The sequence below is a fragment of the Salinihabitans flavidus genome (assembly GCF_900110425.1).
Classification (GTDB): domain Bacteria; phylum Pseudomonadota; class Alphaproteobacteria; order Rhodobacterales; family Rhodobacteraceae; genus Salinihabitans; species Salinihabitans flavidus.
This window is the reverse complement of record NZ_FODS01000003.1, coordinates 123,608-150,518: the sequence shown is the minus strand read 5'-3', so window position 1 is coordinate 150,518 and position 26,911 is coordinate 123,608. Positions and strand designations below refer to the sequence as shown.

Below are 26,911 nucleotides of genomic sequence, written 5' to 3'. Positions count from 1 at the left end.
GCGCCTGTCACGATCCCGACAGGCCGTGTTCCGCCGAGGGGCCGAACCCGTAGCACCCGCGACAGACAATGGCGCAACCCCGGACGGAAACGCCGGGCCTCGCCTGCGAAGGAGATAATGAATGGCCGCTGACACGTCCCGGGAACTGCGTTCCGGCCCGCGCCATGTGGCCATCATCATGGACGGCAACGGTCGTTGGGCGCAGGCGCGCGGGCGGCCGAGGCTTTTCGGTCACCACGCCGGCGCAAAGCGGGTCAAGGAAAATGTCCGCGCCTGCCCGGAACTGGGCGTGAAATATCTGACCATCTTCGGCTTCTCGACCGAGAACTGGAAACGCACCCAGTCTGAAGTGGCCGGGCTGATGAGCCTGTTTCGCCAGTATATCCGCAAGGAGGCCCGCGCGCTGAAGGCCGAAGGCGTGCGTGTGCGCTTCATCGGTGATCGGGTCAGGCTTGACGAGAAGCTGGTGGCGCTCATGGATGAGCTTGAGCTGATGACAGCCGACAATGACACGACGCATCTGACCATCGCACTGAATTACGGGGGACGGGATGAAGTGGCACGCGCCACCAAGCGTCTTGCCCGCGATGTGGCGGCGGGGCACCTCGATCCCGACGACATAGATGAGGAAACCCTGCCCAAGTACCTCGATACCTACGTTCTGCCCGATCCCGATCTGGTGATCCGCACCAGTGGGGAGGCCCGCGTCTCCAACTTTCTGCTCTGGCAGTCGGCCTATTCCGAATATGAGTTTATCGATACGCTCTGGCCCGATTTTACGCCCGAGGAGTTCCGCCGCGTGGTTCAATCCTTCTGTCAGCGGGATCGCCGCTTTGGTGCCGCAAGCGTATGAGCGACGGGGGCAAATGGGGCGATCTGCCCGCGCGCGTCGGCTCAGCGGTGGTGATGGTGACCATCGGCGCAGTTGCGCTCTGGCTTGGCGGACTTTGGTTTCGCCTGCTGTGCGCCTTGATATGCGGCGGTATGCTATGGGAACTGACACGCATCCTTGCACCGGAGAAATCCGCGCTGGCGGTGCAGATGGGGATTCTGGGCACGGGCGTCCTGCTGATTGCCACATATGGGATCGGTCTGTTGACACTGCCGGTTCTGATTGCGCCGGTGCTCGTCGGGGCAACGCAGATTTCCCGCGAGCGGGCGATTTTCGCAGGCTACTCTGCACTGCTTCTTCTGGCGTGCTTTGGCCTGGCGGCATTGCGTGATTTCCGGGGGGTTGACTGGGTCGTCTGGCTTGTCGCGGTGGTCATCGCCTCGGATGTGGCCGGCTATTTTGCGGGCCGGATGCTGGGCGGGCCCAAGGTCTGGCCGCGCGTGAGCCCCAAGAAGACATGGTCCGGCACCGTTGCCGGCTGGATTGGTGCGGCGCTGGTAGGCTGGGCCTTGCTCGGGCCGGGGGTGGTCGTACTCAGCGTTCTGACCGCGATCGCCGCTCAAATGGGCGACATCGCAGAAAGCGCGATCAAGCGCCGGTCAGGGGTCAAGGACAGCTCCGCCCTCATCCCCGGACATGGCGGACTGATGGATCGGTTCGATGCGATGATGGGGGCGGCCTTGTTTGTCCTTCTTGTGGGTGTGACGACCGGATTGCCGGGGGTCGGATGAAACGGGTTTCAATCTTCGGGGCGACAGGCTCGATCGGGCAGAATACGATCGACCTGATCGCCCGCGCGCCGCAGGACTATCAAGTTGTGGCGTTGACCGGCGGAAGTAACATCACGCGGCTGGCCGCAGATGCCCGTGCCTTGGGCGCAGAGATCGCGGTCACCGCGCATGAAGACCTGCGCGCGCCGCTCATGCAGGCGCTGGAAGGCTCTGGGGTGGAGGTGGCCGCCGGCCCCGCCGCGCTGCTGGAGGCGGCGAGCCGTCCGGCCGACTGGATCATGTCCGCCATCGTCGGCGCCGCGGGTCTCGCACCGGGGCTCAAGGCGATCGAACAGGGCGGTACCCTGGCCCTTGCCAACAAGGAATCGCTCGTGACCGCCGGGCCGCTCGTGCTGGAGACCGCGCGCCGGCATGGGACAACGCTCCTGCCGGTGGACAGCGAACATTCGGCGGTGTTTCAGGCTCTCAGGGGCGAAGAGATGTCCGCCGTTGAACGCATTGTCATCACCGCCTCGGGCGGTGCCTTCCGAGACTGGACGCGTGAGCAAATGGCCCGCGCCACCCCCGACGAGGCGGCCAAACACCCCAACTGGGACATGGGACAGAGGATTACGATCGATTCCGCATCCATGTTCAACAAGGCCCTGGAAATCATTGAAACCAAGGAATTCTTCGGGTGCGCACCGGATCAGATCGAGGTGCTCGTGCATCCCGAATCGCTGGTTCACGCGCTGGTCGGCTTCACGGACGGGGCGCTTATGGCGCATGTGGGTAGTTCCGATATGCGCCACGCCATCGGCTATGCCCTCCACTGGCCGGAGCGGCGCGCGCTGCCGGTCGAACGGCTCGATCTGGCGCGCGTCGGGCAGCTCAATTTCCGCGCCCCGGACGAGGCGCGCTACCCGGCGCTTCGACTCGCGCGCGAGGTGATGGCGGCGGGGGGGCTGACGGGCGCGGTGTTTAATGCGGCCAAGGAGCGCGCGTTGGACGGATTTCTGGACGGGCGCATCGGATTCTTGCAGATGGCCGAGGTTGTGGAAGAAGTCCTGACTCGATTGTCATCAGAATGCGGCCTTACAAATGCCGCGTTGACCCTTGATACCGTCGCGCAAACGGACCAAATCGCCCGGAAGACGGCGGATACGATAATGGCAGAACGGCAGGCATAGGAACGGTTTTGGATATTTTTGCACTTCTTCCCGCATTCGGCGGCATGGCGATGACTGTGCTGGCGTTCATCGTGGCGCTGTCGATCATCGTGGCGATTCACGAATACGGTCACTACATTGTCGGGCGCTGGTCGGGCATCCATGCAGAGGTGTTTTCTCTCGGCTTCGGCCCTGTCCTCTGGTCCCGCATGGACCGGCGCGGTACGAAATGGCAGGTCGCCGCGCTGCCCTTTGGCGGCTACGTTCGCTTCATGGGCGATTCCGACGCCGCCAGCGGCAAGGATGCCGAGGCGATCGAGACGATGGACGACGACACCCGGCGCCATTCGATGCACGGCGCCCCGCTCTGGGCGCGCACCGCCACTGTGGCCGCCGGTCCGCTCTTCAACTTCGTGCTCGCGATCCTGATCTTTGCCGCCGTTCTCATGGCCCGCGGGCAGGTGGGCGACACGCTCGTCGTCGGGGAACTGCGCGACCTGCCGCCCCCGGCGTATGAGTTGAGTGAAGGCGACGAGGTGCTTGCCGTGGCCGGCGCGCGTGTGCCCGGTTTCGATGACGCAGAGACGTTCAGGGAGTTTACCGATGCGCTGCCGCTGGAAAACCCGCTCGACTACCGCGTGCGTCGCAACGGCCGGGAACAGGTCGTCAGCGGCCCCTACCTCTATCCGCCGTTGATTCAGCATCTGGCCCCGCAATCGGCCGCCTATTCTGTCAACCTCAAGGTCGGCGATGTCATCACCGCCATCGATGGCAGCCCCATCGTGGGCTTCTCGCAGCTCAAGGAGGCCGTTGAAGATGGCAAGGGCCGCCCGCTTCTGCTCGATGTCTGGCGCGACGGTGAGACGCTGCAATTCACCTTGGTCCCCCGCCGCGTGGATGAACCGCAGCCCGGCGGAGGCTTTGACACCCATTGGCGTATCGGCATCGGCGGCGGACTCGCCTTCGATCCCGCGACCGAGACGCCGGGCGTCGGAACGGCCCTTCTGGGCGGAGCAACGCAGACATGGCGTATCATGGAAGGCTCGGTCTCCGGTCTTTATCACATGATCACGGGCGCCATCAGCAGTTGCAACCTCTCCGGACCCATCGGTATCGCCCAGACCTCCGGTGCGATGGCCAGCCAAGGTGCACAGAGCTTCATCTGGTTTATCGCCGTGCTTTCCGCGGCGATCGGGCTTCTCAACCTTTTTCCCATTCCGGTGCTCGATGGTGGCCATCTGGTGTTCTATGCCTATGAGGCGGTCGTGGGGCGTCCGCCAAGCGATGGTGCCGTGCGGATTCTGATGACCATCGGCCTCGCCCTGGTTCTGGGCCTCATGACCTTCGGTGTGACCAACGATCTATTCTGTCCCTGAGGTTGCAAGATCGCCGCAATCCTGCCCTAATTGGTTGGTAACGTTGTCTTATCTGCAATGGGAAAGGCACTGTTGCCATGCAAACGCTACAGCAAGGCTATCGCGCGCTCGAGGAAATGGTGGAAACCAACTGGGACCGCATGCTGTTTCCTGCGGCCATCGTTGCAGGGTTGATGCTTGCGGCCTTTGGCCGGTCAATCGGCCTTTTCTGAGCCTATAAAGCTCTTGACGCCACGTTTGTGAACCGGGTTTGCCCGGTGGCGCGCCATTGTGATTTTGCAATCATTCCGCAAGCGCCATAACGCGCTTTTGACAAGGCGGCGCAATCCCGCTAGTCACAATTCATCTGGGATGTCGCACGGGATTTGAATCATGACCGACCTTGCGGGCGCGCGAGCGTCTTTGCCAACCGGCCGGAAAGGCCCCGGATGCAGATTTTTGTTTGCATTTGTTCTTTTGATTTCGATGGCTTTCATTGCCTTGCCGCAGGTGTCCGAAGCCCAGAGCTATCGCTTTTCTTCGGTTACGATCGAAGGCAATCAGCGGATCGACCCCTCTGCCATCGTGAACTACGCCGGAATCGCCCGCGGTCAGACCGTCAGCGCGTCCGAGCTGAACGACGCCTATCAGCGCGTTCTTGCCAGTGGCCTGTTCGAAAGCGTCGAAATGGTGCCGCAGGGCAACCGTCTGGTGATCCGGGTCGAAGAGTATCCCACGATCAATGTCGTCAGCTTCGAGGGCAACCGGCGGCTGAAGGACGACGCGCTCACTGAAATTGTCGAATCGCGTTCCCGCCGTGTGCTCAACCCTGACGTGGTCGAACGCGACGTGGCCAGGATCGTCGATGCCTATGTGGCCGAAGGGCGGATTGCAGCGCGTGTGACACCACGAATCATCCGCCGGTCCGATAACCGCACCGACCTGATCTTCGAGATTTTCGAAGGTGGCGTGGTCGAGGTGCAAAGCATCAGCTTCGTCGGCAATCAGGAATACTCGGACAACCGGCTGCGCCGTGTGCTCAACACCAAGCAGGCGGGAATTCTCCGCGCTTTCATCCGATCCGATACCTTCATCGAAGACCGAATCGAGTTCGACAAGCAGGTGCTACGCGATTTCTATCTTTCCCGCGGCTATGTGGATTTTCGCGTGACCAACGTCACGTCCGAACTGTCGCGTGCCCGTGACGGCTATTACATGACCCTGCATGTCGAGGAAGGGCAGCAGTTCCGCTTTGGCAAGATCACCACGGTGAGCGAATACAAGGGCGCCGACGCCAAGGAGTTTCAGGAGTCGCTGCGAATTCGCGAGGGGGTGGTTTATCGTCCCGGTCTCGTGGAGAATTCGATCACCCGTCTGGAACGTCTCGCCACGCGTAAAGGGTTCGATTTTCTGCGGGCAGAACCGCGCATCACGCGCAATGACCGCGATCTGACGCTGGATGTGGAATTCGTCCTCGTCCGCGGAGAGCGAATCTTTGTCGAGCGGATCGATATCGAGGGTAACACCACCACGCTCGACCGCGTTGTGCGGCAGCAGTTCAACACGGTGGAGGGCGACCCCTTCAACCCGCGCGAAATCCGCGAGGCGGCGGAGCGTATCCGCGCCCTGGGCTTCTTCCAAACAGCCGAGGTGAACGCGCGCGAAGGGTCCAGCCCCGATCAGGTGATCATCGACGTCGATCTTGAGGAGGAGCCGACCGGCTCCCTCTCACTCGGGGGGACCTATTCGACCAACAGCGGCTTTGGCGCCGTCGTGCAGTTTTCCGAGCGGAACTTTCTTGGCCGCGGACAGCAGCTTCGGCTGTCGTTCTCCGCCGCCGAGGATGTGACCGACTATGGCATTCAGTTTGCGGAGCCTAACCTTCTTGGACGGGATCTGCGGTTTGGGCTTGATCTGCTCTATCGCGAGTCGGAGAGCAGTTTCACCCGCTTCGACGTGCTGTCGGGGCAGTTCCGTCCATCGCTCAACTTCCCGGTCGGTGAAAACAGCCGCCTTGGCGTGCACTATTCGCTGAGCCTCGATCAACTGGTCATCGACCCGCCAAACAAGATCGGCGGATCTTTAATCGACGCAGAAGATGCCCGCGGCGATATCTGGAAAAGCGAGGTCGGCTATCGCTACACCTACGATTCTCGCACGACCGGGCTTAACCCGAATGCCGGTTACCTGTTCGAGTTTGGACAGGACTTCGGCGGCTTGGGCGGCGATTATACCTATATCTCGACAACAGGTCGGGCCGTTGCCCAGACAAAGGTGCTCAACGAAGAGGTGACGCTGCGCGCCGCGCTTGAAGGCGGGATGCTCTATTCGCCCAACGACGACTCGCGCGTGACCGACAGGTTCAACTTCTTCGGCCGCCGGATGCGCGGGTTTGAGCCCTATGGCATCGGCCCGCGTGAGGTGTCCACGGGACAGAACGATCCGCTCGGCGGTACATACTTTGCGGTCGCGCGGTTTGAGGCGGAATTCCCCCTTGGCCTGCCCGAGGAATACGGCATTACAGGCGGTCTGTTTTACGACATGGGGTCGGTCTGGGGGCTTGATACGACCTCGACCAGTGTTGTTCAGGAAGATTTCGCGCTGCGCCATGTAGTGGGTTTCTCGCTCTTCTGGAACACGCCGGTGGGGCCGCTGCGCTTCAACTTCTCCAAGGCGCTGAAAAAGGAAAGATACGACAACGAACAACTCTTCAACCTGACCATCCAGACCGAATTCTGATCGCCCCATGCGTGCCGTGCGTCGGATCATAGCCACCCTTGCCACAGTCCTGCTGATGGCAGGCGGGCTCGCTGCGCAGACCTTCGGCACCACGGTCAGTTCGGTTCTGGTTATCGACTCCGAAGAGCTTTTCGCCCAGTCAGAGTTCGGACAGCGCGTGAGCAGCGAGATCGAGGCCGATCAGGCCCGGCATTTGGCCGAGAACCGCAAGATTGAGGCGGAGTTGACGGCCGAGGAAAAACGCCTCACCGAACAGCGCCCCGAGATGGACCCCGGCGATTTTCGCGCCGAGGCCGATGCGTTTGATGACCGGGTGCAGGAAATCCGCCGCATACAGGATGAGAAGGCCCGGAAGATCGTTCAGCGGCGCGACAGGGCGCGTGTCGCCTTTTTGCGGGCCGCAACGCCGGTTCTGGGGGAGATCATGCAGAACTCCGGAGCGAATGTGATCTTCGAACGCAATTCCGTTTTCCTGCTCGATGAATCCATCGACATCACCGATCGCGCCATCGACCGGATCAACGAGGCTATAGGGGAGGGGGCGGACCTCCTGCAGGAAGTGGACGAGGACAGCGAGAACGTGGGCGGCAGCGATGAGCAGGTGCCGCCTCTACAGAATACCGATTGATTGGCTGGCCGGGCCGTGTCGGGAAACAGTACCGACAAAATACCGACGTTATACCGACGCGATACAGACACCGGATTCCTGCCGCCCTGCGCCCTGCACGCTTGCCCCGGTCCCGTCGGGTTGCTAGGCAAAGGTCGGTGACATTTCTCAGGAGCCCAATATGAGCGAGCCGACCAAGACCGCTGATATCCATATGATCCAGCGGATCATCCCGCACCGCTATCCGTTTCTCCTGGTGGATAAAGTCATTGATATCAATGGGTTTTCATCGGCCCGCGGCATCAAGAACGTCACCATGAACGAGCCGCATTTTCAGGGGCATTTTCCGGGAAAACCGATCATGCCCGGCGTCACCATCGTTGAGGCGATGGCCCAGACCGCTGCCGTCATGGTCGGCACCGCTCTCGGCATGCAAGACCGTGAAATGCTTGTATATTTCATGGCAATCGACAAGTGCAAGTTCCGCCGCATGGTGATCCCGGGGGATGTTCTGGAATTGAATTTGACCACCCTGAGGGGTAAACCCGGCGCGAAGGTTTGGAAATTTTCCGGCGTGGCCGAAGTCGAGGGTGACATGGCCGCCGAAGCCGAGTTCACCGCCATGATGGACCTGCCCGGAGAATACCGGCGATGAGCATCTCCCCCAACGCCCGGATCCACTCCAGTGCCGTGATAGAGGACGGCGCGCGGATCGCGGATGGTTGCGTGATCGGTCCGTTCTGCGTGATCGGCCCGCATGTGGTCCTGAAAGAAGACGTCGAACTCAAGTCTCACGTGGTCATAACCGGCAATACAGAGATCGGCGCGGGAACGCAGATCTTCTCATTCGCGGTGATTGGTGAAGTTCCGCAAGACCTTAAGTTTAAAGGCGAAAAAACCCTTCTTGTGATTGGTCAACGCAATCGAATCCGCGAGCATGTGACCATGAATCCAGGGACAGAACACGGTGGCGGCGTGACCCGTGTGGGCGATGACGGGCTCTTCATGGCGGGCTGTCATATTGCCCATGATGTGATTCTGGGCGACCGGGTGATCATGGTCAATTCCGCGGCTGTGGCGGGCCATTGCGTGATCTCGGACGACGTCATCATCGGTGGCTTGTGCGGTATTCATCAATGGGTGCGTATCGGTCGCGGGGCAATCATTGGTGCGCTCAGCATGGTGACAAATGATGTGATCCCCTACGGCCTTGTTCAGGGACCGCGCGGGGCGCTTGATGGCCTCAATCTTGTAGGCCTGAAGCGCCGCGGCGTGGGGCGCGCCGATATCACGGCCCTGCGCGCGGCGTTCCAGATGCTCGCACAGGGTGATGGCACCTTTGCCGATCGTGCGCGCCGTCTCGGCGAGGAAAGTGAAAGCGCCTATGTGCGGGAGATCGTCGAATTTGTGCTCGGAGAGAGCGACCGATCTTTCCTGACGCCTGGGTGAAAATCGTGGGGCTTGCGATTCTTTCAGGTTCCGGAGGGCTTCCACAGCGGCTTGCCGAAGCGCGACCGGATGCATTGCGCGTGGTTTTCCGGGGGGAGAAACACGATCACTCAGGTTCCGTATTTGAGCATGATTTCAATCGATTGGGCGATTTATTTGATTTTTTGATTGAACATGAAATCGGTCAGGTCGTGTTGGCGGGCGCTGTGTCTCGCCCGTCTCTGGATCCGGCGCAATTCGACCCTTACATGGTGCGGGTCGCGCCACGACTGATTGCCGCGATGCGAACAGGGGATGATGCGCTCCTGCGCGAGGTCATTGCGCTTTTTGAAGAGCAGGATCTGGAAGTAGTCGGCGCCCATGAGCTGCTGCCTGACCTTACCGTGCCCGAAGGAGTGATCTTCGGAACCTTACCCAGCGATCAGAACCGAATTGATGCGGCGCGGGCATTGGATATACTTGAGGCGCTTTCACCGCTGGACGTGGGGCAGGGCGCTGTGGTGGCGCGAGGCCTGTGTCTGGGGGTTGAAACGCTGCAAGGAACCGATGCGTTGTTGCGTTTCGTGGCCGATACCCCGACCGAAGTACACCCTGGGGGTGGAGTGCTGGCGAAGGCTCCCAAGATCGGGCAGGATCTGCGCGCGGACATGCCGGCGATCGGTCCCGCGACAGTTCGAAACGCGGCGGCTGCACGGCTCGACGGAATCGTGATCGGTGCAGGGACGGTGCTTGTTCTGGAGCGTGACTCGATCATGCAGGCACTCGATGAAACCGGTCTTTTCCTTTTCGCGGAGCGGTGTCGATGAAGGTCTTTGTCGTTGCCGGAGAGCCCTCCGGGGACAGGCTCGGCGGAGCGCTTCTGGCAGGGCTTCATCAGCTTGACCCCGACCTTGAGATCAAGGGGGTCGGCGGCCCACAGATGGCGAAGCAGGGGCTGAACAGCCGTTTTCCCATGGATGAGTTATCCGTAATGGGGATTGCCGAGGTTTTGCCGAAGTACCGCCACCTGAAGCGCCGGATCGTCGAGACGGCCGAGGCTGTCCTCGCCATGAATCCAGATGTGCTCATCACGATTGACAGCCCCGATTTCGGCCTGCGCGTGGCGCGTCGTGTGAAGGCGGCCAGTTCCGTCCGCACAGTGCATTATGTTGCCCCGACGGTCTGGGCTTGGCGCGCGGGCCGGGCGGCGAAAATGGTCGGGAAAATTGATCAGGTTCTGGCCCTTTTCCCGTTTGAGCCGCCCTACATGGAAGCGGTGGGAATACGCTGTGATTTTGTCGGTCATCCCGTCGTGGCAGAGCCCGTGGCGAGCGACGCGGAGGTGAGAGAATTCAGGCGTCGTCACACTCTGGGCGACGCGCCTGTTGTATTGGTGCTCCCCGGATCTCGCAGGGCGGAGGTGTCGCGCATGGCGCCGATATTCGGGGCCACGCTGGGGCCGATCATCGACGCGCATCCTCAGGCCCGTATCGTGCTGCCCGCAGCCGCGTCCGTGGCACCCGTGGTGCGTGAAATGACGGCCGACTGGCCCGTGCCGCCACTGATCCTCGACCCAAGCGCCGCCGATCCGGAACAGGCTGCCACCGATAAACGCGCCGCGTTCCGTGCGGCCCAGGGGGCGCTTGCGGCCTCTGGCACAGTCTCGCTGGAGCTTGCGGCGGCGGGAACACCGATGGTTATCGCCTATGACATGAACTGGCTGAGCAGGCAGATCATCGGCAGAATGCTGAAGGTGGACACGGTAACACTGGTGAATCTTGTCACACGGACTCGTGCAGTGCCCGAATTCATCGGAAGGGCATGCCGTGCAGAGGCCATCGGGCCGGCAATGCTGGATGTTCTTCGCGATCCCACAGCTCAGAGAGAAGCCATGGTGCGCTGCATGACCCTTCTGGGAAAGGGACAAGAGGATCCGGGCCTGCGCGCTGCGCGCGCCGTTGTGCATGGTCTGAGAGAGGCCTAGATCAGTGACGAGCTACACGACGCCACGCCAGATCCAGCCCCCTCCGAGGATGCGGCTTCCCTCTGTCTCGTAGAAGACACATGCTTGCCCCGGTGAGACACCTTCCTCTGGTGTCAAAAGCTCCACCTCCGCCGTGTGCGGTCCAAGAGGGCGCAGGATCGCCTCCCGCGGCGGGCGGGTGGAGCGGACCTTGACCGCAACCGGCCACTCATCTTTAGATGCGAAAGGCTCATCGCCCAGCCAGTTGATTTCCCGAACCGGAATAGTGCGTGTGGAGAGCATGTCCTTGGGGCCAACTACGACACGGTGATTATCCACATCGAGCTTCACCACGTAGAGCGGGTCGGATAATCCACCGATGCCGAGTCCTCGCCGCTGACCGATCGTATAGTGGATGACCCCGTTGTGGCGCCCCAGCACATTTCCCGTGCTGTCCACGATTTCACCCGGTTCCGCCGCGCCGGGGCGCAGCTTCTCAATCACGCTGGCATAGTCGCCATTCGGCACGAAGCATATGTCCTGGCTATCCGGCTTGTCCGCCACGGCCAGCCCATATTTTGCCGCCAACCGCCGCGTGTCATCCTTGGACGGCAGATGACCAAGCGGAAAACGCAAGTAGTCAAGCTGTTCGGGTGTCGTGGAAAACAAGAAATAGCTCTGATCGCGCGTTGGATCGGCGGCGCTATGAAGCTCAGGTCCTTCTTCGCCCATCTTGCGCTGAATGTAGTGTCCGGTGGCCATGCAATCGGCATCCAGATCCTTCGCGGTTTCCAGAAGATCTTTGAACTTCACACGCTCATTGCAGCGGATGCAGGGCACCGGTGTCGCACCCGCGAGATAACTGTCGGCAAATTCGTCAATCACCGCATCCTGAAAGATATTTTCATAGTCCAGCACGTAGTGCGGAAATCCCTTTTCTTCCGCAACGCGGCGTGCGTCGTGAATGTCGATTCCGGCACAGCAAGCCCCCTTTTTCGCCAGCGCTGCGCCATGGTCGTAGAGTTGCAGGGTAACGCCCACGACATCATATCCCTCATCCGAGAGCATCGCGGCGACCACGGAACTGTCCACGCCACCCGACATGGCAACGACCACGCGGGTTTCGGATGGGGGCTTGGAAAAACCAAGCGAATTAAGTGTCGGGCTGCGGTCGAGCGCCATGCGAATCTCCTTTGGAAGTGGCCAAGAATATAGGAAAATCCTAGATACTCTCAAGACCCGGTTTCATCCTGCGTTAAGCGCGTTGATCCAGCATTTGTCAAAAGTATTGAGGGTCGACGTAATGTATCTGAAAAAGGTTGATGGTCCCCGGGCTGTCTCATTGAGCGATGGCACGGTAATGACCCGCGCCGACCTGCCGCCTGCCAGCACCAAACGATGGGTCGCTTCGCGCAAGCTCGCGGTGGTACGCGGTGTGGTCTACGGGCTGATCTCGCAGGATGAAGCACTTTGTCGCTATGCCCTCAGAAAAGAAGAGTTTCATGAGTGGGTGTGTGCAGTCACGGAACACGGGGAAGAGGCTCTCAAAGCAACGGCTTTACAAAAGTTCAGACATCTTTAAGTTGAGTTTGGAAGTGATAACAAAGGTAACCTGGGATTAACCATTTTTGTTCACGATAAATTCCCGTAGCGGCCCATAGCGGAGATTAGAAATATGCGTGTTCTGTTGGTAGAGGACGATCCGACCACCTCGAAAAGCATCGAAATGATGCTGACCCATGCCAATCTCAACGTCTATGCGACCGATCTGGGTGAGGAGGGCGTAGATCTGGCAAAACTCTACGACTACGATCTCATCCTGCTGGATCTCGGGTTGCCTGACATGAACGGTCATGACGTGTTGCGTCAGTTGCGGCTCAGTCGTGTGGAGACGCCAATTCTCATTCTGTCGGGGGCCGACGATACGGAAAGCAAACTGAAGGGATTCGGCTTTGGTGCCGATGACTATCTGACCAAGCCGTTCCACCGTGAAGAGTTGGTGGCCCGGATTCACGCAATTATCCGTCGCTCGAAGGGACATTCGCAGTCGGTGATCCGAACCGGATGCATCTCCGTCAATCTCGATGCCAAAACGGTAGAGGCAAATGGAAAGCAGATTCACCTGACTGGCAAGGAATATCAGATGCTGGAACTGCTGTCGCTTCGTAAGGGCACGACGCTGACCAAGGAAATGTTCCTGAATCATCTCTATGGTGGAATGGATGAACCTGAACTGAAGATCATAGACGTATTCATTTGCAAGCTGCGCAAGAAGCTGAGCGAGGCGACAGGCGGCGACAACTACATAGAGACGGTCTGGGGACGAGGCTATGTGTTGCGCAACCTTGAAGCCACCGGACGCGGCAACGATGAATCCCTGGCACTACGGGCCTGATCGATCTGAACCGCCTTTAGTGTGATCACTCTGATCTGGACCTTGCCGCGCCCCGACCCTATCACTTGACGATGTGAGTGGGAGGGATGCGTGACCGCCGAAACAGAAATCGAAAAGTTGACCCGCGAACAAGCCAAGGCGGAACTGGCCAGGCTTGCTACGGAGATTTCGCGTGCGAATGCGGCCTATCATGTTGAGGATGCACCGGAGATATCGGATGCGGAGTATGATGCGCTCAAGCGGCGCAACGCCGCCATCGAGGCGCGATTTCCCGACCTCAAACGCCCTGACAGCCCGTCTGAGCAGGTAGGGGCAGCCCCGGCGGATAGCTTTGCCAAGGTTCGGCACGAGGTGGCAATGCTGTCCCTCAACAATGTGTTCGAAGACGAGGAGATTGCTGATTTCACCAAACGGGTGCGTCGCTATCTCGGAATCGAATCGCACGCACCGCTTGTCTTTGTCGCAGAGCCGAAAATTGATGGTCTAAGCCTGTCCCTCAGATACGAAAGCGGTCGACTGGTGCAGGCCGCCACACGCGGCGATGGGGCGACCGGAGAAAACGTTACCGCCAATGCCCGCACAATTGACGATATTCCCCGTGACCTGACCGATGCTCCAGATCTGCTCGAAGTGCGTGGCGAGGTTTACATGAGCCACGAGGACTTCAAGGCGCTAAATGCGCGCCAAACCGCGCGGGGCGGCAAGACATTTGCAAATCCCCGCAACGCAGCGGCAGGGTCCCTCAGGCAGCTTGATGCGGAGATCACCCGTGCGCGACCGTTGAGATTCTTTGCCTATGGTTGGGGTGCATTGAGCGACCCGCTGGCCGAAACCCAGTGGGACGCGATCAAGCGACTTGAAACACTTGGGTTTCAGGTCAATCCCTTGACCGTGCTATGCGCCGGGCCCGAGGAGATGCTGGCACAGTATCACAAAATAGAAGAGCAACGCGCAACACTTGGGTATGACATCGACGGTGTAGTCTACAAGGTGAACGATCTCGCGCTTCAGGCGCGACTTGGATATCGCTCCACCACGCCGCGTTGGGCGACCGCGCACAAATTTCCTGCCGAACTGGCATGGACCCGGCTGGAATCGATCGACATTCAGGTGGGCCGGACTGGCGCGCTATCTCCTGTTGCGCGTTTGCACCCTGTCACCGTGGGGGGCGTCGTCGTGTCCAATGCAACTCTGCACAACGAGGATTACATCGCCGGGCTGGATAGCAAGGGAGAACAGATTCGCGGTGGCAAGGATATTCGCGTCGGCGACTGGGTTCAGGTTTACCGCGCCGGTGATGTGATCCCGAAGGTGGCAGATGTCGATCTGAGCAAACGGCCCGCCGATGCGATACCGTATGCGTTTCCCACCACATGTCCACGTTGCGGATCGGAGGCGTTGCGTGAAGAAGGCGACGCCGTGCGTCGCTGCACCGGCGGATTGATATGCCCGGCGCAAGCGGTGGAGAAACTGAAGCATTTTGTGTCACGCAAGGCGTTCGATGTCGAAGGCCTCGGCGCGAAGCAGATTGAACAATTCTACGAGGATGGCTGGATCAGGGAACCGTCGGACATCTTTACCCTTGAGGAGCGATATAGCAGCGGCCTGCAGCAGCTCAAGAATCGTGAGGGCTGGGGTGAGAAAAGCGCCGAAAATCTGTTCCTTGCGATTCGGGACAAGCGGAGAATCCCGTTTGCGCGACTACTTTTCTCTCTCGGAATTCGACATGTGGGAGAGGCGGCATCGAATCTGATCGCGCGCAGCTATGGCAACTGGTTCGATTTCGTGGCCGCAATGGACGCGGCTTCCGATTTTGAAGGCCCAGAGTGGGATGCGCTTTTGAACATTGATGGCGTGGGGGAGGTTGTGGCGCGCTCGCTTGTCACGACATTCGCGCAAGAAAGGGAGCGTGCCTCGATCGACGCATTGGTGGCTCATCTTGAAATCGAAGACGCTGAAGCCCCCCGTGTTGATGATAGCCCCGTGGCTGGCAAGACGATCGTCTTTTCCGGCACGCTCGACAAGATGACTCGCGCCGAGGCGAAGGCGCGCGCAGAGGCGCTCGGTGCAAAGGTGGCCGGTTCGGTTTCGGCGAAAACTGATCTTCTCGTGGCTGGACCCGGGGCAGGGTCCAAGGCAAAGAAGGCGTCCGAGTTGGGCGTGAAAATGATTGATGAGGATGACTGGCTCCGGCTGGTCGAAGGGAAATGAGCGGACGGCCAGAGGTTCTTTTTCCGCTGTTTGCGGAGTTGTCCACGCTTGACGGGGTGGGGCCGAAGACCGCACGCGCGATGGAACAGATCGACATAGCCAAGCCGCGCGATGTGATTTTTTCCCTGCCTTATTCCGGCATTGACAGGACCCGCCGCGCCAGCGTTCAGGGCGCAGATCTGCCCGGTGTCGTGACGGTAAAGGTCAATGTTGTCGCGCACCGCCCCCCCCGATCACGCAGCGGCGCCTATCGCATCGTGGTGGAAGACGCGGAGACCAGCTTTCAACTCGTCTACTTTCACGCTCGCGGGGATTATCTGGAGCGGCAACTGCCGGTCGGGGCGTGCAGAATCGTTTCCGGTCGGGTGGAGCTTTTTGACGGTATCGCGCAGATGGCGCATCCCGATCATGTTCTTGATGAAGGCGAAGCCGACAGTATCCCGCCCTTTGAGCCGGTCTATCACCTGACCTCCGGTGTGACTCTGCGCACCATGCGCCGCGCCGTGGCCTCCGCGTTGGAGCGGTTGCCCGAACTTTCGGAGTGGATCGATCCGTCGCAGAAGGCGAAGGCTAAATGGCCCGACTGGCACGAAGCCTTGCATGCAACGCATGCGCCGAGCAGTGTCGTCGATCTTTCGCCACAGGCTCCGGCCCGCGAACGGCTGGCCTATGATGAGTTCTTTGCTCATCAGCTTACCCTCGCGCTTGCCCGTGCCCGGCTTCAGCGTGCAAAGGGGATCATCACGGAAAGTGACGGCCACCTGCGGCGGAGGGTATTGGAAGCCCTTCCATATAGTCCCACCGCGGCGCAGGTTCGGGCCGTTGAGGAGATCGCCCACGACATGGCGCAACCTTTACGCATGAACCGACTGCTGCAGGGCGATGTCGGGGCCGGCAAGACGCTGGTGGCCTTTCTGGCCTTGCTGATCGCGGTCGAGGGAGGTGGGCAGGGCGTGATGATGGCCCCGACGGAAATCCTTGCCCGACAGCACCTTGAAGGGCTGCGCCCTTTGGCGGAGGCGGCGGGCGTGCAGGTTGACGTGCTGACCGGACGCGACAAGGGTGCTGCGCGCAAGGCTAAACTCGCCGATCTGCAAGCCGGGCGCACCCAGATCCTGATCGGTACGCATGCGGTGTTTCAGGCGGATGTGCAGTTTGTCGATCTGCGCCTTGCCGTGATCGACGAACAACATCGCTTTGGTGTGCGTCAGCGCCTGGAACTCGGGCGCAAGGGCGCGGGTGCGGACGTGTTGGTGATGACGGCCACTCCGATCCCGCGCAGCCTCGCGTTGGCACAATACGGCGATATGGATGTTTCGATCCTGGACGAGAAACCACCCGGGCGCAAACCGATCAGCACGGCGCTCATCTCATCAAGCCGGATGGATGAGGTTGTGGAGCATCTGCGCAAGGCGATTGCCGAAGGGCGGCAGGCGTATTGGGTATGTCCGCTTGTGGATGAAAGCGAATCTGTGGATCTGACTGCGGCGGAAGAGCGGTTCAAGCACCTGCGCGCCGCCCTTGGAGACGGGCTGGTAGGTCTGGTGCATGGTCAAATGCCGCCGCAGGAAAAGGACGCCGCAATGGCACGGTTTCAAGGCGGTGAAACGAAGGTTCTGGTGGCGACCACAGTGATTGAGGTGGGTGTTGATGTGCCCAATGCCTCGATCATGGTGATAGAACGGGCAGAGATTTTCGGTCTTGCGCAGCTTCACCAGTTGCGCGGGCGTGTGGGGCGAGGCGAAGCAGCGTCAACTTGCCTTCTGATGTATCGCGCTCCGCTGAGTGAAAGTGGCGAGAAGCGTTTGACCACCCTGCGGGAGACGGAAGATGGATTTCGCCTTGCGGAGACAGATCTCGAAATGCGTGGAGCGGGCGATCTGATCGGCACGGCGCAGTCAGGGGTGCCACGGTTCCGCATTGCCGATCTGGAGGGGCAGGCAGGGCTGATGGCGATCGCGCAATCAGATACGCGCAAGCTACTTGCCGATGATCCAGATTTGACTTCTGATCGGGGGAAGGCGGCGCGAGTTTTGCTTTGGCTGATGGAGCAGGACCGCGCGATCCGTTTGATTTCTGTCGGTTGATCGAAAATGTTTCGCTCTGTTCTCAAATGTTCCTAAAAAGTTCTTTACAGGTGCCTCTAAAAATGAGAACAAAGAGGCAACTTACAGGATTGAGTGCAGGAGGCCATAATGCTTACACAGTTTCGTAGCGTGATCCGAAACGCCCAACCCCATCTTGTGCAGGATGTGCTTGGGGGGGTGGCGTTGATGGTTCTTCTTGTCGTCGCACTGCATTTGCCAGGATTATCCTGAAGACCTGCCTGCGTTCCGGGATCGCTGCATCCTGTCCCAACCGATGCGCTGAGACTGACACTGCCTGTCCCGAAGTCCTTGGGGGTCTGCCTCACTCTCCCCCATCGCATCCGTCGGCCTGTCCCGGAACGCAACACTGACCGCCGCCTTTCCTACTGGAATGTGCGGCGGTTTTTTTGTTTCGGTGATCAGGCGCAGTTTTCCTGAGCGGCCTTTTCCATCGCTTCGGTCGTTGCCTCAAGCGCGAGCATGATGGAGGCGTGCCGGTTCTTGTAGTCCCGCGCGGGGCGCAGAACCTCAAGTTCATCAAAGGGAGCCGGGGGCGTCGGCCCATCGGATTTCAGCATCTCTTTGAGTGCGTCGCGTGCTTCTTGGATTTGGGCGCGTGTGCAGCCGATGGCATGGGCCCCAACGATCGCGGCTGCCGACTGACCAAGGGCGCAGGCTTTTACGTCCTGACCGTAGTCAGTGATCCGTCCATCCTCTACCTTCACATCCACCGTGATCGTAGAACCACATAGCGGTGAGCGGCGTTTCACCGTGGCGTCGGGGTTTTCGAGGCGTTCGGTATTGGGAATATCCGCCGCCAACGAAAGTATGCGGCCCGAATACAGCTTGATGAGGTCATTTTCGCCTGACATGTCGTTCCCTTCCGGTCGTCTTTTCTAGATAGATGGCAATGGCCGAGTTGCAAAGGAGTTCCATATGACTTTTGATCCGAATGCCCTGAAATTTGACTCCTCGGGGCTGCTGCCTGCCATTGCACAGGATGCCGCGAGCGGTGAGGTGCTGATGTTGGCGTGGATGAATGCCGAATCAGTCGCTCGCACGCTTGAGACGGGAAAGGTCACCTACTGGTCGCGCTCGCGGCAGACCTTCTGGGTGAAAGGGGAGACGAGTGGGCATTTGCAGCATTTGGTGGAAATGCGCGTGGATTGCGACCGTGATTGCCTTCTGATCTTTGTGCGACAGGAGGGTCCGGCCTGCCACACCAACCGCCGAACTTGTTTTTACACGGCCATACGCGACGGTGTGGAGGTGGAGTTGATGGCGCCTATGGTCTAGGCCAGACCGACCATGGCGCGAATGCCATTGGGCGTTTTGCCGGCTTCGCGATAGGTTGCAATGGCACGGGCGTCGTCGCGTTTGGCCAGCCGCTTGCCGGCCTCATCCCGTACCAGTCGGTGGTGATGGTAGATTGGCGTCGGCAGTCCGAGAAGGTGCTGCAGCAGGACGTGGATCTGTGTCGCGTCGAAAAGGTCCTCGCCGCGGGTGACATGGGTGATGCCCTGATCGGCATCATCCACCACGACCGAGAGGTGATAGGAACTGCCCATCTGCCGTCGCACCAGAACGATGTCCCCCACCTCGCGGCAAAGCGTTTCCGGGGAGATCCGGTGCCGTCCAATGTGCCGGGGAGCAGTTTCCTTAAAGTCGAGATTGGGATGGAGCGCCGCAGCTTGGGCAATATTGAGCCGGATCACGTCCCCTGCCTTCCGGTCCGACATCGGGCGTGTGCGACAGGTTCCGGGGTAGATGCGCCCGTCGGGGCCGAAGTGCGGCACGCCTTCCTGGGGGGCCCCGGCGGCGAGTTCAATGTCTGCGCGCTTGCAACGGCAAGGGTAGGTCAGCCCGAGCGCCTCGAGTTCTATGAGCGCGGCGGCATATCGGCTCATCCGCTCCGATTGACGCATGACCGGCTGCGGCCAGCGCAGGCCAAGCCATGTGAGATCGTCATAAATCTGCCTCTCCCAGTGATCGCGCGCCCGGCCTTGGTCTATATCCTCGATCCTGAGCAGGAAAACACCTTCTGATGCCCGCGCCATGTCGTTGGCCAAAAGCGCGGAAAACGCGTGTCCGAGATGAAGCGGCCCGGTCGGAGATGGGGCGAATCGTGTCGTGATTCTCACTTTTTTTCAATGACGTAGACGATGGATTTCACGTTTCGGCCGGGTAGGTGATCGCCGTGTTCACGAAAGAGCAGACTTGCGAAACCGCCATCGAGGTATTCATTGATGCGCGCCTCATAGATCGGATCTTCCAATGTGTGATCGTTGAAAGACAACACGATCTTGCCGCCTGTGGCCAGCACGTCCATCAACGTGTCGAAACAACCGAGCGGTGCCGCGCCCGCACCAATCGCACCGATTGCAGCAATGCGACCGTATACGCCCGGTTCACTGGGCGGCTCATCGGCTGTGATCTGGCGCAGGTCTCGGTACACGTCCTTGCTTCGTGCGCCCTCGAGCATCTCGGCGGAAATGTCCACACCGTCGATCACCTTGAACCCGGCCCACCGAAGGGCGAGGCCGGAGAGGCCGGTGCCGCAGCCGAAGTCGAGAACCGGCTCATCCAGAGTCCGGCAATGCTGCTTGAGTGCGTCGGCGCAGCGGCCCGGGGTGGTGTAGCCGTATTCGGCCACCTCATCCTCATAGCTGGCCGCCCATTGATCATAAAAGCCCCGCATGTCGTCGGCGCCATCGAGGCCATAGGCCTTGTCCAGAAATTTATCAGTCATAAACAGAGCGTAGCGCGGTAGGGAACGCTGGTCCAGTCTCAGCCGTCAAACGCGTCGAGCCAGTCGCGCCAATCGCTTTTGGCACGATCGGTATAGGCCTTGTAGCGGTCCTTGCGTCCGCGCCGCCCGCCCTTGAGCCCCTCCACCGGAGGGAACAGTCCGAAATTGACGTTCATCGGCTGAAAGGTTTTCGCATCCGCACCGCCGGTGATATGCGTGACCATGGCGCCCATGGCAGTGGATTGCGGCGGCGCCGGCACCTCACGCCCAAGAAGTTCGGCGGCGGCCATACGCCCCGCAAGAAGTCCCATTGCCGCGCTTTCGACATAGCCTTCCACCCCGGTGACCTGTCCGGCAAAGCGGATATTGGGACGGGACCGGAGCCGCATCTGACCATCCAATAGCGTGGGCGAATTGAGGAAGGTGTTGCGGTGGATACCTCCCAGCCGGGCAAAGCGCGCCTCGTGCAGACCGGGGATCATGCGAAACACGTCGGTCTGCGCACCATATTTCATCTTCGTCTGGAAGCCCACGATATTATAAAGTGTTCCCAATGCGTTATCACGGCGAAGCTGCACAACGGCATAGGGCTTCTGATCGGGCTTGTGCGGATTCGTCAGGCCGACGGGCTTCATCGGGCCGTGCCGCAGAGTTTCCCGCCCCCGCTCTGCCATCACTTCGATCGGCAGGCAGCCATCGAAATACTTGGCAGTCTCGCCCTCGTGGAATTCGGTCTTATCGGCAGCCAGAAGCGCATCGATGAAGGCTTCGTAGTCGTCGCGGGTCATCGGGCAGTTGATATAGGCGCGGCGTTCGTCCTCGGTCTCGCCCTTGTCATACCGTGACTGCAACCAAGCGGTGTCCATGTCGATGCTCTCGGCATAGACGATAGGGGCGATGGCATCGAAAAAGGCAAGCGCGGCGGCGCCGGTTTCCGCCCGGATAGCCTCACCCAGCGCGGGGGAGGTGAGGGGGCCGGTTGCGAATATCCATTGCCCGCCCTCCGGCAGGTGGCTGATTTCGCCATATTCCACGCGAATGCGCGGATGGGACTTCAACGTCTGAGTGACGGTCCGGGCAAAAGGATCGCGGTCCACCGCGAGGGCCCCGCCTGCGGGCAGGCGGTGCTGATCTGCCGTCTGCATGATCAACCCGTCCGCGGCGCGCATTTCCCAATGCAACTGGCCGACAGCGTTCTGTTCGTCGTCGTCCGAGCGGAAAGAGTTGGAGCAGACCATCTCCGCAAGATCGCCGGTCTTGTGCGCGAAGGTGCCCACCGTGGGGCGCATTTCGTGAATCACGACCTCCACGCCCATCTGCGCCGCCTGCCAGGCGGCCTCGGACCCGGCCATGCCGCCGCCTACGATATGCAATTCATCACTCATGCGCCGCATTTAGGCCAGTCGCAAGGCGTTGGAAAGGGGCAGGCTGCATCCGCAGTTTCGAATCTGGTTGAAAGAGCAGTCGGGCCACTGCGGCGGGGATGTCATGGCCAGAGAGAGGTTGACCCAGGAGGGACCTTCCGCCGGCAGCGACCCGGATTGTGACGATGGCAGGGTTATGCCATGAGCCGCTGCCTTCGAATAGCCCCAGTCAGACGAAAATCGGCGAAAGTCCGGAAACAATCATGCCGGAATCGGGGACAATGGTCATTGATCCCATTTCGGCGTTCGCTTGTTGAGAAAGGCGTCGATACCGGCCTCGGTTTCGGAGAACAGCATGTTCTCGACCATCACCTCTCCGGCATAGGCATAGGCATCCTCAACACGCATCTGGGCCTGACCGTAGAATGCAGCCTTGCCGATCTTGAGCACCTTGCCCGCCTTGCTCGCGACGGCTTCCGCCAGCTGCGCGGTCGTCGCTTCAAGCGTTTCCCCCGGCACCGCATAATTGATGAGGCCCAGGCGCTCGGCCTTCTCCGCGTCGATGAAAGCGCCCGTGGTCAACATCTCAAGCGCATGTTTTCGCGGGATATTCCGGCTCAATGCGACCATGGGGGTGGAGCAGAACAGACCGATGTTCACCCCGTTCACGCCAAAGCGCGTGCCGTGGGCGGCGACGGCCATGTCGCAGGTGGCCACAAGCTGACAGCCTGCGGCGGTGGCGATACCGTGAACCTGTGCGATCACCGGCTGCGGCAGGGCCTGAAGCCCCATCATCACCCGGCTACAGCGGTCGAACAGGTCCTTGAAATAGGCGCGGCCCCCATCCTCGGCCTGTCGCCCGGCGGTCATCTCCTTCAGGTCGTGGCCGGCGCAGAATGCCTTGCCCTCGCCCGAAAGCACCACGGCGCGCACGGAGCGGTCCTGCGACAGCGCGTCGATCTGCGATGAAAGGGCGGCCAGCATCTCGTCGGAGAGTGCGTTGAGCCGGTCCGGCGCGTTCATGCGCAGGTGCGCGACCCCGTTTGTGTCGTGACGTTCCAGAATTGTCATCTTGCCCTCCCTCATGATTACCGCAACCTTAGCCGTGCAGAACGAGGGAGGTAAAGCATGTCCGCTGTCATGACGGTGCAGGAAATGATGGATTATCTGGCGGAGGTCTTTCCGCAGGTGCGGGACGATTTCGCGGTCGAGCATATGGACGGCACCGAGACGGTGGTGCGCCTGCTCACCGCCGAGCGCCACCTGCGCCCGGGCGGCACGGTTTCGGGGCCGTCGATGTTTGCGCTGGCCGATGTGACGGCCTATATTGCGACGATGGCGCGCGTCGGTAAAAAGGCGCTGGCCGTCACCACGAGCTGTTCGATGGATTTCATGCGCAAACCGGCGGCGGGGGCGGACCTGATCGCGCGCGCGCGGCTTCTGAAGCTCGGGCGCACGCTTTCAGTGACGGATGTGCTGATCTTCTCGGACGGGGCCGACGCGCCCGTGGCGCGCGCGACGATGACCTACTCCTTGCCACCAAAATAGTGGGGTATTATGATACCTAATTTCTAACGCACTGTTTTGTAATGATTAATTAGGAAAGACTCGCCTTGACCAGAGCGGCGAACCCTTTATAACCCGCCCATCACATTCTGATGCGCGGGGGTCCGTGCATCTGTCAACCAAACTCCGGGTGGACCGATATGAAAACCTACTCTGCTACTCCGGCAGATATCGACAAGAAATGGATCCTGATCGACGCCGAAGGCGTTGTTCTGGGTCGTCTTGCGTCGATCATCGCCATGCGCCTGCGCGGCAAGCACAAGCCATCCTTCACTCCGCATATGGATGTCGGTGACAATGTCATCGTGATCAACGCGGACAAGGTGCAGCTTACGGGCAAGAAACGCACCGACAAGAATTACTACTGGCACACCGGCCATCCCGGCGGCATCAAGCACCGTAACGCCGGACAATTGCTGGAAGGTAAATATCCCGAGCGCGTCGTGACACTTGCCGTCAAGCGCATGCTTCCGGGCAACCGCCTTTCGCGCCAGCAAATGACCAACCTGCGCGTTTATGCCGGGACGGATCATCCGCATGAGGCCCAGCAGCCCGAAGAGCTGGACGTCAAATCCATGAACTCCAAGAACACGCGGAGCTAATCAATGGCTGATCAAATCAATTCGCTCGAAGAGCTGAGTGCCGTTGCCGGTGTGGAGACAGTGTCTGTCGCCGACGAAACCCCACGTGAACCGGAGCGCGATTCCCTTGGTCGATCCTATGCCACCGGCAAGCGCAAGGACGCCGTGGCCCGTGTCTGGATCAAGCCGGGTTCCGGCAAGGTCGAGGTGAATGGCAAGACGATGGACAAGTATTTTGCCCGTCCTGTGCTTCAGATGATCCTGCGTCAGCCGTTTCAGGTGGCCGGGGTCGAAAACGAGTTCGATGTTTATGCCACCGTCAAGGGCGGTGGGCTTTCGGGGCAGGCCGGTGCTGTCAAGCACGGCATCTCGAAGGCGCTGCAACTCTATGAGCCGAGCTTGCGCGGCGCGCTCAAGGCCGCCGGGTTCCTGACCCGTGACAGCCGCGTGGTGGAACGCAAGAAATTCGGCCGCCGCAAGGCACGCCGCAGCTTCCAGTTCTCGAAGCGTTAAGCTGTTTCGAATTCCAATTGCAGAACGGGCCGTGGTTTCCGCCGCGGTCCGTTTTCGTATGGACGTGAGCGCGATTTGAAGGCGCGCGCGAAATCGCCCATTCACTCATCCGGCGGGATGAGGCCAAGCCCCCTGAGATAGATGCCGATGCCCGTTTCCAGAAGATCCTCTGGCGGAAAAGGGCTTTGCGTACCGGGGGAGTTGCGGGCGAAAAGCTCCACAACGCCGTGGCTCATGGCCCAGATGTGGGCCGAGAACATCGAGGCGGGGGGGCGCTTTTCGGGCGGAATATGCTGTGAAAGATCTTCGGCGGCACGTTCCAGAACGGCGCGTGCGCGGGTGGCGATCGCCGCAAGTTCGGGCGTGCGGTTCACCGAAATACCGCTTTCGAACATGGCGATGTAGTGGCCGGGGTATTTGCGCGCGAACGCGAGATAGGCTCGGCCTGTCGCCTCGAACGCGGCGAGCGCGGAGGGCTGCCCTTTCTCGTAGGCGAACTGCATCACATCGGTAAAAATCTCATAGCCCTGACGCGCCGCTTCCGCGATGAGGTCTTCGCGCCCCTCGAAATGACGATAGACGGCGGCCGGGGTCACGCCGGCCTGTTTGGCCGCCTCCGTCAGGGTAAAGCCCATCGGGCCGCGCGCCTCGATCAAACGGAGCGCCGCCTCCACCAAAGCCTGGCGCAGATTGCCGTGATGATAGCCGCGTTTAGCCATTCCAGATACCCGGGTCGCCACAGATGAGCGGGTCGATCGCCCCAACCGCGGCCGCGTTCTTGCGGGCATAGTCGATGTTGCACAGAACCTGTCGGATCGCGTTGAGGCGGGCGCGGCGCTTGTCGTCGCTTCGGATCACGGTCCAGGGGGCCGGGCCGGTGTGGCTGCGCTCGAAGGTTTCGCCGATCGCCTCGGTGTAGGCGTCCCAAAGATGCAGCCCGTTCACGTCGATGCGGCTGATCTTCCACTGCTTGAGCGGGTTGCTTTCACGCTTGAGGAAGCGGCGGAGCTGCTCGCCACGCCCGACATTGAGCCAGAGTTTGAAAAGCAGGATACCCTCGTCCACCAGCATCCGCTCAAAGTCAGGCACCTGGTTGAAAAAATGCTCGCGCTCGTCATCGGTGCAAAAACCGAAAACCTTTTCCACAACGGCGCGGTTATACCAGCTTCGGTCATAGAAGGTGATTTCCCCGCCCGAGGGCAGGTGGTCGATATAGCGCTGGAAATACCACTGCGTGCGCTCCGTGTCCGAGGGTTTGGGAAGGGCCACGACGCGCGCGCCGCGCGGGTTGAGGTATTCCCGGAATCGCTTGATCGTGCCGCCCTTTCCGGCGGCATCGCGGCCCTCGAACACGATGGCGATGCGGGTTCCGCTGTCTTTCGCCCAAGCTTGCAATTTCACCAGTTCGATCTGAAGCGCCTCAAGCTCCGCCTTGTAGGCTGTCTTGTTCATGCGCGCGGGATGGGGGTAGTCGTCCGAGAGAATGTCACCCTTGCCGGCCCGGACGATGGCGTCGCGGATCTCCTCCGGGGCCTCGTTTTTGTGGAAGGCGCTGATCGCGCCGTCAAAGGGCAACTCCATGAAACCTCTCCGTTTTCGAACGACTATGGCCTTGTCGGCCCGCTAGCGCAATCCGGCGCGTTCCGCGACACGGTGCAGCGCGTCCATGACATCGTCCTGCGCTGCGTGATGCGGCATGTGCCCGATCCCGTCGAGCACCGTCAGCGTGGCGCCGGGAATCGCGCGCACGAGGGGGCGGGCGTGAATGTCGAGACCGACTGTGGTATCGGCGTCGCCGTGCAGGATCTCGGTGGGCACGGCGATGCCCGGGTAGCGCCTGTGCAACGCCTCGATTTCGCCAAGCAGCCCGGCGCGTTGCAGGGCATTGGCGCGCAGACTTTTGCGGCGCAGCGTCAGGCCGGGGCCGAAATGCGCGGCATACCCTTCGGGCGGGGCCTGGGGCGCGAACACCTCCCGCATGGCGCGCATGACCCTGTTTTCGTCAACCCATGCCGTGATGAGCGGGATCGCAAGCGGTCCGAGCCAGCGATGCGATGTCAGCCGGTAATAGGGATCGAGCGGGGTGTCCCAGGGGTGCGAGGCCGCCGACAGCGGCACAAGCCCGGCAATGCGGTCGGGATGATGCACCGCCCACGCCAGCGCCACGGCGCCGCCGTAGCTGTGGCCGAGAACGATGGGAGTTTCGGCGCCAAGCTGCTCTGCCGCCAGCGACAGAAGGCGGGCTTGCTGGACGATGCTGGCGCCATTGCGATCAATGCGGTCGGAATAGCCAAGCCCCGGTCGGTCGAAGGCGATCACCCGGAAGTGCGGCGCGAGGCGCTCTGTCAGCCTGTGGGTAAAGTCACGCAGGTTGCCGCTCGATCCGTGGATCAGGACCAGATCGGGTCCGCTGCCACGCACCACGGCGTGCACCTTGTTTCCGTCCACATCAAGGAGACGGCCCTCGGGTGGGTGCGAGGCTTCTGCACGCGCCTCGTGCCGGGCCGCGCGCCAGAGAGTCACCACAACGGCGGCCGCGACAAGGATCAACAGGAGAAGAGCCAGAATACGCCACATGCCGG

General features: G+C 60.7%; 29 protein-coding genes. 20 read left to right on the top strand and 9 right to left on the bottom strand.

Annotated features, from left to right (window positions below; all coding sequences use genetic code 11):
* Positions 1-121: 121 nt before the first annotated feature.
* The 11 genes from uppS to lpxB all read left to right on the top strand — a co-directional run bounded on the left by uppS (position 122) and on the right by lpxB (position 10,884).
* Positions 122-853: a polyprenyl diphosphate synthase gene (gene uppS, locus BMW66_RS04120; RefSeq protein ID WP_093115706.1), complete on the top strand. Its 732-nt coding sequence runs from the start codon at positions 122-124 to the stop codon at positions 851-853.
* Positions 850-1,623 carry a phosphatidate cytidylyltransferase gene (locus tag BMW66_RS04115; RefSeq protein ID WP_093115704.1) on the top strand — a complete coding sequence of 258 codons (774 nt, stop codon included), beginning with the start codon at positions 850-852 and terminating at the stop codon, positions 1,621-1,623. Before uppS ends, BMW66_RS04115 begins: the two co-directional genes overlap by 4 nt.
* Positions 1,620-2,792, top strand: coding sequence for a 1-deoxy-D-xylulose-5-phosphate reductoisomerase (gene dxr / locus BMW66_RS04110; RefSeq protein ID WP_093115702.1), 1,173 nt, complete (start codon positions 1,620-1,622; stop codon positions 2,790-2,792). The genes BMW66_RS04115 and dxr overlap by 4 nt, the downstream gene beginning before the upstream one ends.
* 8 nt (positions 2,793-2,800) lie before the next feature.
* Positions 2,801-4,147, top strand: coding sequence for an RIP metalloprotease RseP (rseP, locus tag BMW66_RS04105; RefSeq protein ID WP_093115700.1), 1,347 nt, complete (start codon positions 2,801-2,803; stop codon positions 4,145-4,147).
* A 77-nt stretch (positions 4,148-4,224) separates the two neighbouring features.
* Positions 4,225-4,359, top strand: coding sequence for a hypothetical protein (locus BMW66_RS20745; protein ID WP_281242617.1), 135 nt, complete (start codon positions 4,225-4,227; stop codon positions 4,357-4,359).
* Between the two features lie 253 nt (positions 4,360-4,612).
* Entirely contained in the window at positions 4,613-6,865 is a 2,253-nt protein-coding gene (bamA, locus tag BMW66_RS04100; RefSeq protein ID WP_245729350.1) for an outer membrane protein assembly factor BamA, read from the top strand.
* A gap of 7 nt (positions 6,866-6,872) precedes the next feature.
* Positions 6,873-7,493 (top strand): OmpH/Skp family outer membrane protein, encoded by a 621-nt coding sequence (locus BMW66_RS04095; protein ID WP_093115696.1) that lies wholly within the window; start codon positions 6,873-6,875, stop codon positions 7,491-7,493.
* A gap of 160 nt (positions 7,494-7,653) precedes the next feature.
* On the top strand, positions 7,654-8,127 hold the full coding sequence (gene fabZ / locus BMW66_RS04090; RefSeq protein WP_093115694.1) for a 3-hydroxyacyl-ACP dehydratase FabZ: 474 nt from the start codon (positions 7,654-7,656) through the stop codon (positions 8,125-8,127).
* On the top strand, positions 8,124-8,921 hold the full coding sequence (gene lpxA / locus BMW66_RS04085; RefSeq protein WP_093115692.1) for an acyl-ACP--UDP-N-acetylglucosamine O-acyltransferase: 798 nt from the start codon (positions 8,124-8,126) through the stop codon (positions 8,919-8,921). Before fabZ ends, lpxA begins: the two co-directional genes overlap by 4 nt.
* Positions 8,918-9,727 carry an LpxI family protein gene (locus tag BMW66_RS04080; protein ID WP_342741842.1) on the top strand — a complete coding sequence of 270 codons (810 nt, stop codon included), beginning with the start codon at positions 8,918-8,920 and terminating at the stop codon, positions 9,725-9,727. The genes lpxA and BMW66_RS04080 overlap by 4 nt, the downstream gene beginning before the upstream one ends.
* Positions 9,724-10,884 (top strand): lipid-A-disaccharide synthase, encoded by a 1,161-nt coding sequence (lpxB, locus tag BMW66_RS04075; protein WP_175483157.1) that lies wholly within the window; start codon positions 9,724-9,726, stop codon positions 10,882-10,884. Before BMW66_RS04080 ends, lpxB begins: the two co-directional genes overlap by 4 nt.
* Before the next feature lie 12 nt (positions 10,885-10,896).
* Here the strand turns inward: lpxB and mnmA are convergent, their stop codons facing one another.
* Positions 10,897-12,045: a tRNA 2-thiouridine(34) synthase MnmA gene (mnmA, locus tag BMW66_RS04070; RefSeq protein WP_093115688.1), complete on the bottom strand. Its 1,149-nt coding sequence runs from the start codon at positions 12,043-12,045 to the stop codon at positions 10,897-10,899.
* Positions 12,046-12,166: 121 nt separating this feature from the next.
* Between mnmA and sciP the strand changes: the two genes are divergently transcribed.
* The 5 genes from sciP (at position 12,167) to BMW66_RS20740 (ending at position 17,787) form a co-directional block, all read left to right on the top strand.
* Positions 12,167-12,445, top strand: coding sequence for a CtrA inhibitor SciP (gene sciP, locus BMW66_RS04065; RefSeq protein ID WP_093115918.1), 279 nt, complete (start codon positions 12,167-12,169; stop codon positions 12,443-12,445).
* A gap of 93 nt (positions 12,446-12,538) precedes the next feature.
* Positions 12,539-13,258, top strand: a complete 720-nt coding sequence (gene ctrA, locus BMW66_RS04060; RefSeq protein ID WP_093115686.1) for a response regulator transcription factor CtrA — start codon at positions 12,539-12,541, stop codon at positions 13,256-13,258.
* Positions 13,259-13,348: 90 nt separating this feature from the next.
* Positions 13,349-15,469, top strand: a complete 2,121-nt coding sequence (ligA, locus tag BMW66_RS04055; protein WP_093115684.1) for an NAD-dependent DNA ligase LigA — start codon at positions 13,349-13,351, stop codon at positions 15,467-15,469.
* Positions 15,466-17,556 (top strand): ATP-dependent DNA helicase RecG, encoded by a 2,091-nt coding sequence (recG, locus tag BMW66_RS04050; RefSeq protein ID WP_093115682.1) that lies wholly within the window; start codon positions 15,466-15,468, stop codon positions 17,554-17,556. Before ligA ends, recG begins: the two co-directional genes overlap by 4 nt.
* 108 nt (positions 17,557-17,664) lie before the next feature.
* On the top strand, positions 17,665-17,787 hold the full coding sequence (locus tag BMW66_RS20740; protein WP_281242616.1) for a hypothetical protein: 123 nt from the start codon (positions 17,665-17,667) through the stop codon (positions 17,785-17,787).
* Positions 17,788-17,975: 188 nt separating this feature from the next.
* Here BMW66_RS20740 and BMW66_RS04045 read toward each other — a convergent pair whose 3' ends face one another.
* Complete coding sequence (locus BMW66_RS04045) at positions 17,976-18,428, bottom strand: iron-sulfur cluster assembly scaffold protein (protein ID WP_093115680.1); 453 nt, start codon at positions 18,426-18,428, stop codon at positions 17,976-17,978.
* Between the two features lie 64 nt (positions 18,429-18,492).
* On the opposite strand from BMW66_RS04045, the gene hisI reads away from it, so the two are divergent.
* Positions 18,493-18,852 (top strand): phosphoribosyl-AMP cyclohydrolase, encoded by a 360-nt coding sequence (gene hisI, locus BMW66_RS04040; RefSeq protein ID WP_093115678.1) that lies wholly within the window; start codon positions 18,493-18,495, stop codon positions 18,850-18,852.
* Here hisI and gluQRS read toward each other — a convergent pair.
* From gluQRS to BMW66_RS04020, 4 genes are all read right to left on the bottom strand, one after another.
* Entirely contained in the window at positions 18,849-19,697 is an 849-nt protein-coding gene (gene gluQRS / locus BMW66_RS04035) for a tRNA glutamyl-Q(34) synthetase GluQRS (protein ID WP_093115676.1), read from the bottom strand. The two genes, hisI and gluQRS, sit on opposite strands and share 4 nt — an antisense overlap.
* Positions 19,694-20,305, bottom strand: coding sequence for a class I SAM-dependent DNA methyltransferase (locus BMW66_RS04030; RefSeq protein ID WP_093115674.1), 612 nt, complete (start codon positions 20,303-20,305; stop codon positions 19,694-19,696). Before BMW66_RS04030 ends, gluQRS begins: the two co-directional genes overlap by 4 nt.
* A gap of 38 nt (positions 20,306-20,343) precedes the next feature.
* Positions 20,344-21,690 carry a methylenetetrahydrofolate--tRNA-(uracil(54)-C(5))-methyltransferase (FADH(2)-oxidizing) TrmFO gene (trmFO, locus tag BMW66_RS04025; RefSeq protein ID WP_093115672.1) on the bottom strand — a complete coding sequence of 449 codons (1,347 nt, stop codon included), beginning with the start codon at positions 21,688-21,690 and terminating at the stop codon, positions 20,344-20,346.
* Between the two features lie 264 nt (positions 21,691-21,954).
* The gene (locus tag BMW66_RS04020) at positions 21,955-22,740 is read right to left on the bottom strand and encodes an enoyl-CoA hydratase (protein WP_093115670.1); all 786 of its coding nucleotides are present in this window, start codon (positions 22,738-22,740) and stop codon (positions 21,955-21,957) included.
* A gap of 57 nt (positions 22,741-22,797) precedes the next feature.
* Between BMW66_RS04020 and BMW66_RS04015 the strand changes: the two genes are divergently transcribed.
* The 3 genes from BMW66_RS04015 (at position 22,798) to rpsI (ending at position 24,329) form a co-directional block, all read left to right on the top strand.
* On the top strand, positions 22,798-23,217 hold the full coding sequence (locus tag BMW66_RS04015) for a PaaI family thioesterase (RefSeq protein WP_093115668.1): 420 nt from the start codon (positions 22,798-22,800) through the stop codon (positions 23,215-23,217).
* 158 nt (positions 23,218-23,375) lie between these two features.
* Positions 23,376-23,837: a 50S ribosomal protein L13 gene (rplM, locus tag BMW66_RS04010; protein ID WP_093115666.1), complete on the top strand. Its 462-nt coding sequence runs from the start codon at positions 23,376-23,378 to the stop codon at positions 23,835-23,837.
* 3 nt (positions 23,838-23,840) lie between these two features.
* Positions 23,841-24,329, top strand: a complete 489-nt coding sequence (gene rpsI / locus BMW66_RS04005; RefSeq protein ID WP_093115664.1) for a 30S ribosomal protein S9 — start codon at positions 23,841-23,843, stop codon at positions 24,327-24,329.
* 101 nt (positions 24,330-24,430) lie between these two features.
* Here rpsI and BMW66_RS04000 read toward each other — a convergent pair whose 3' ends face one another.
* The 3 genes from BMW66_RS04000 to BMW66_RS03990 are packed head-to-tail and all read right to left on the bottom strand — an operon-like array spanning position 24,431 to position 26,906.
* Complete coding sequence (locus tag BMW66_RS04000) at positions 24,431-25,048, bottom strand: TetR/AcrR family transcriptional regulator (protein WP_093115662.1); 618 nt, start codon at positions 25,046-25,048, stop codon at positions 24,431-24,433.
* Complete coding sequence (ppk2, locus tag BMW66_RS03995; protein ID WP_093115660.1) at positions 25,041-25,910, bottom strand: polyphosphate kinase 2; 870 nt, start codon at positions 25,908-25,910, stop codon at positions 25,041-25,043. The genes BMW66_RS04000 and ppk2 overlap by 8 nt, the downstream gene beginning before the upstream one ends.
* A gap of 42 nt (positions 25,911-25,952) precedes the next feature.
* Positions 25,953-26,906 (bottom strand): alpha/beta fold hydrolase, encoded by a 954-nt coding sequence (locus BMW66_RS03990; RefSeq protein WP_093115916.1) that lies wholly within the window; start codon positions 26,904-26,906, stop codon positions 25,953-25,955.
* Positions 26,907-26,911 lie beyond the last annotated feature (5 nt).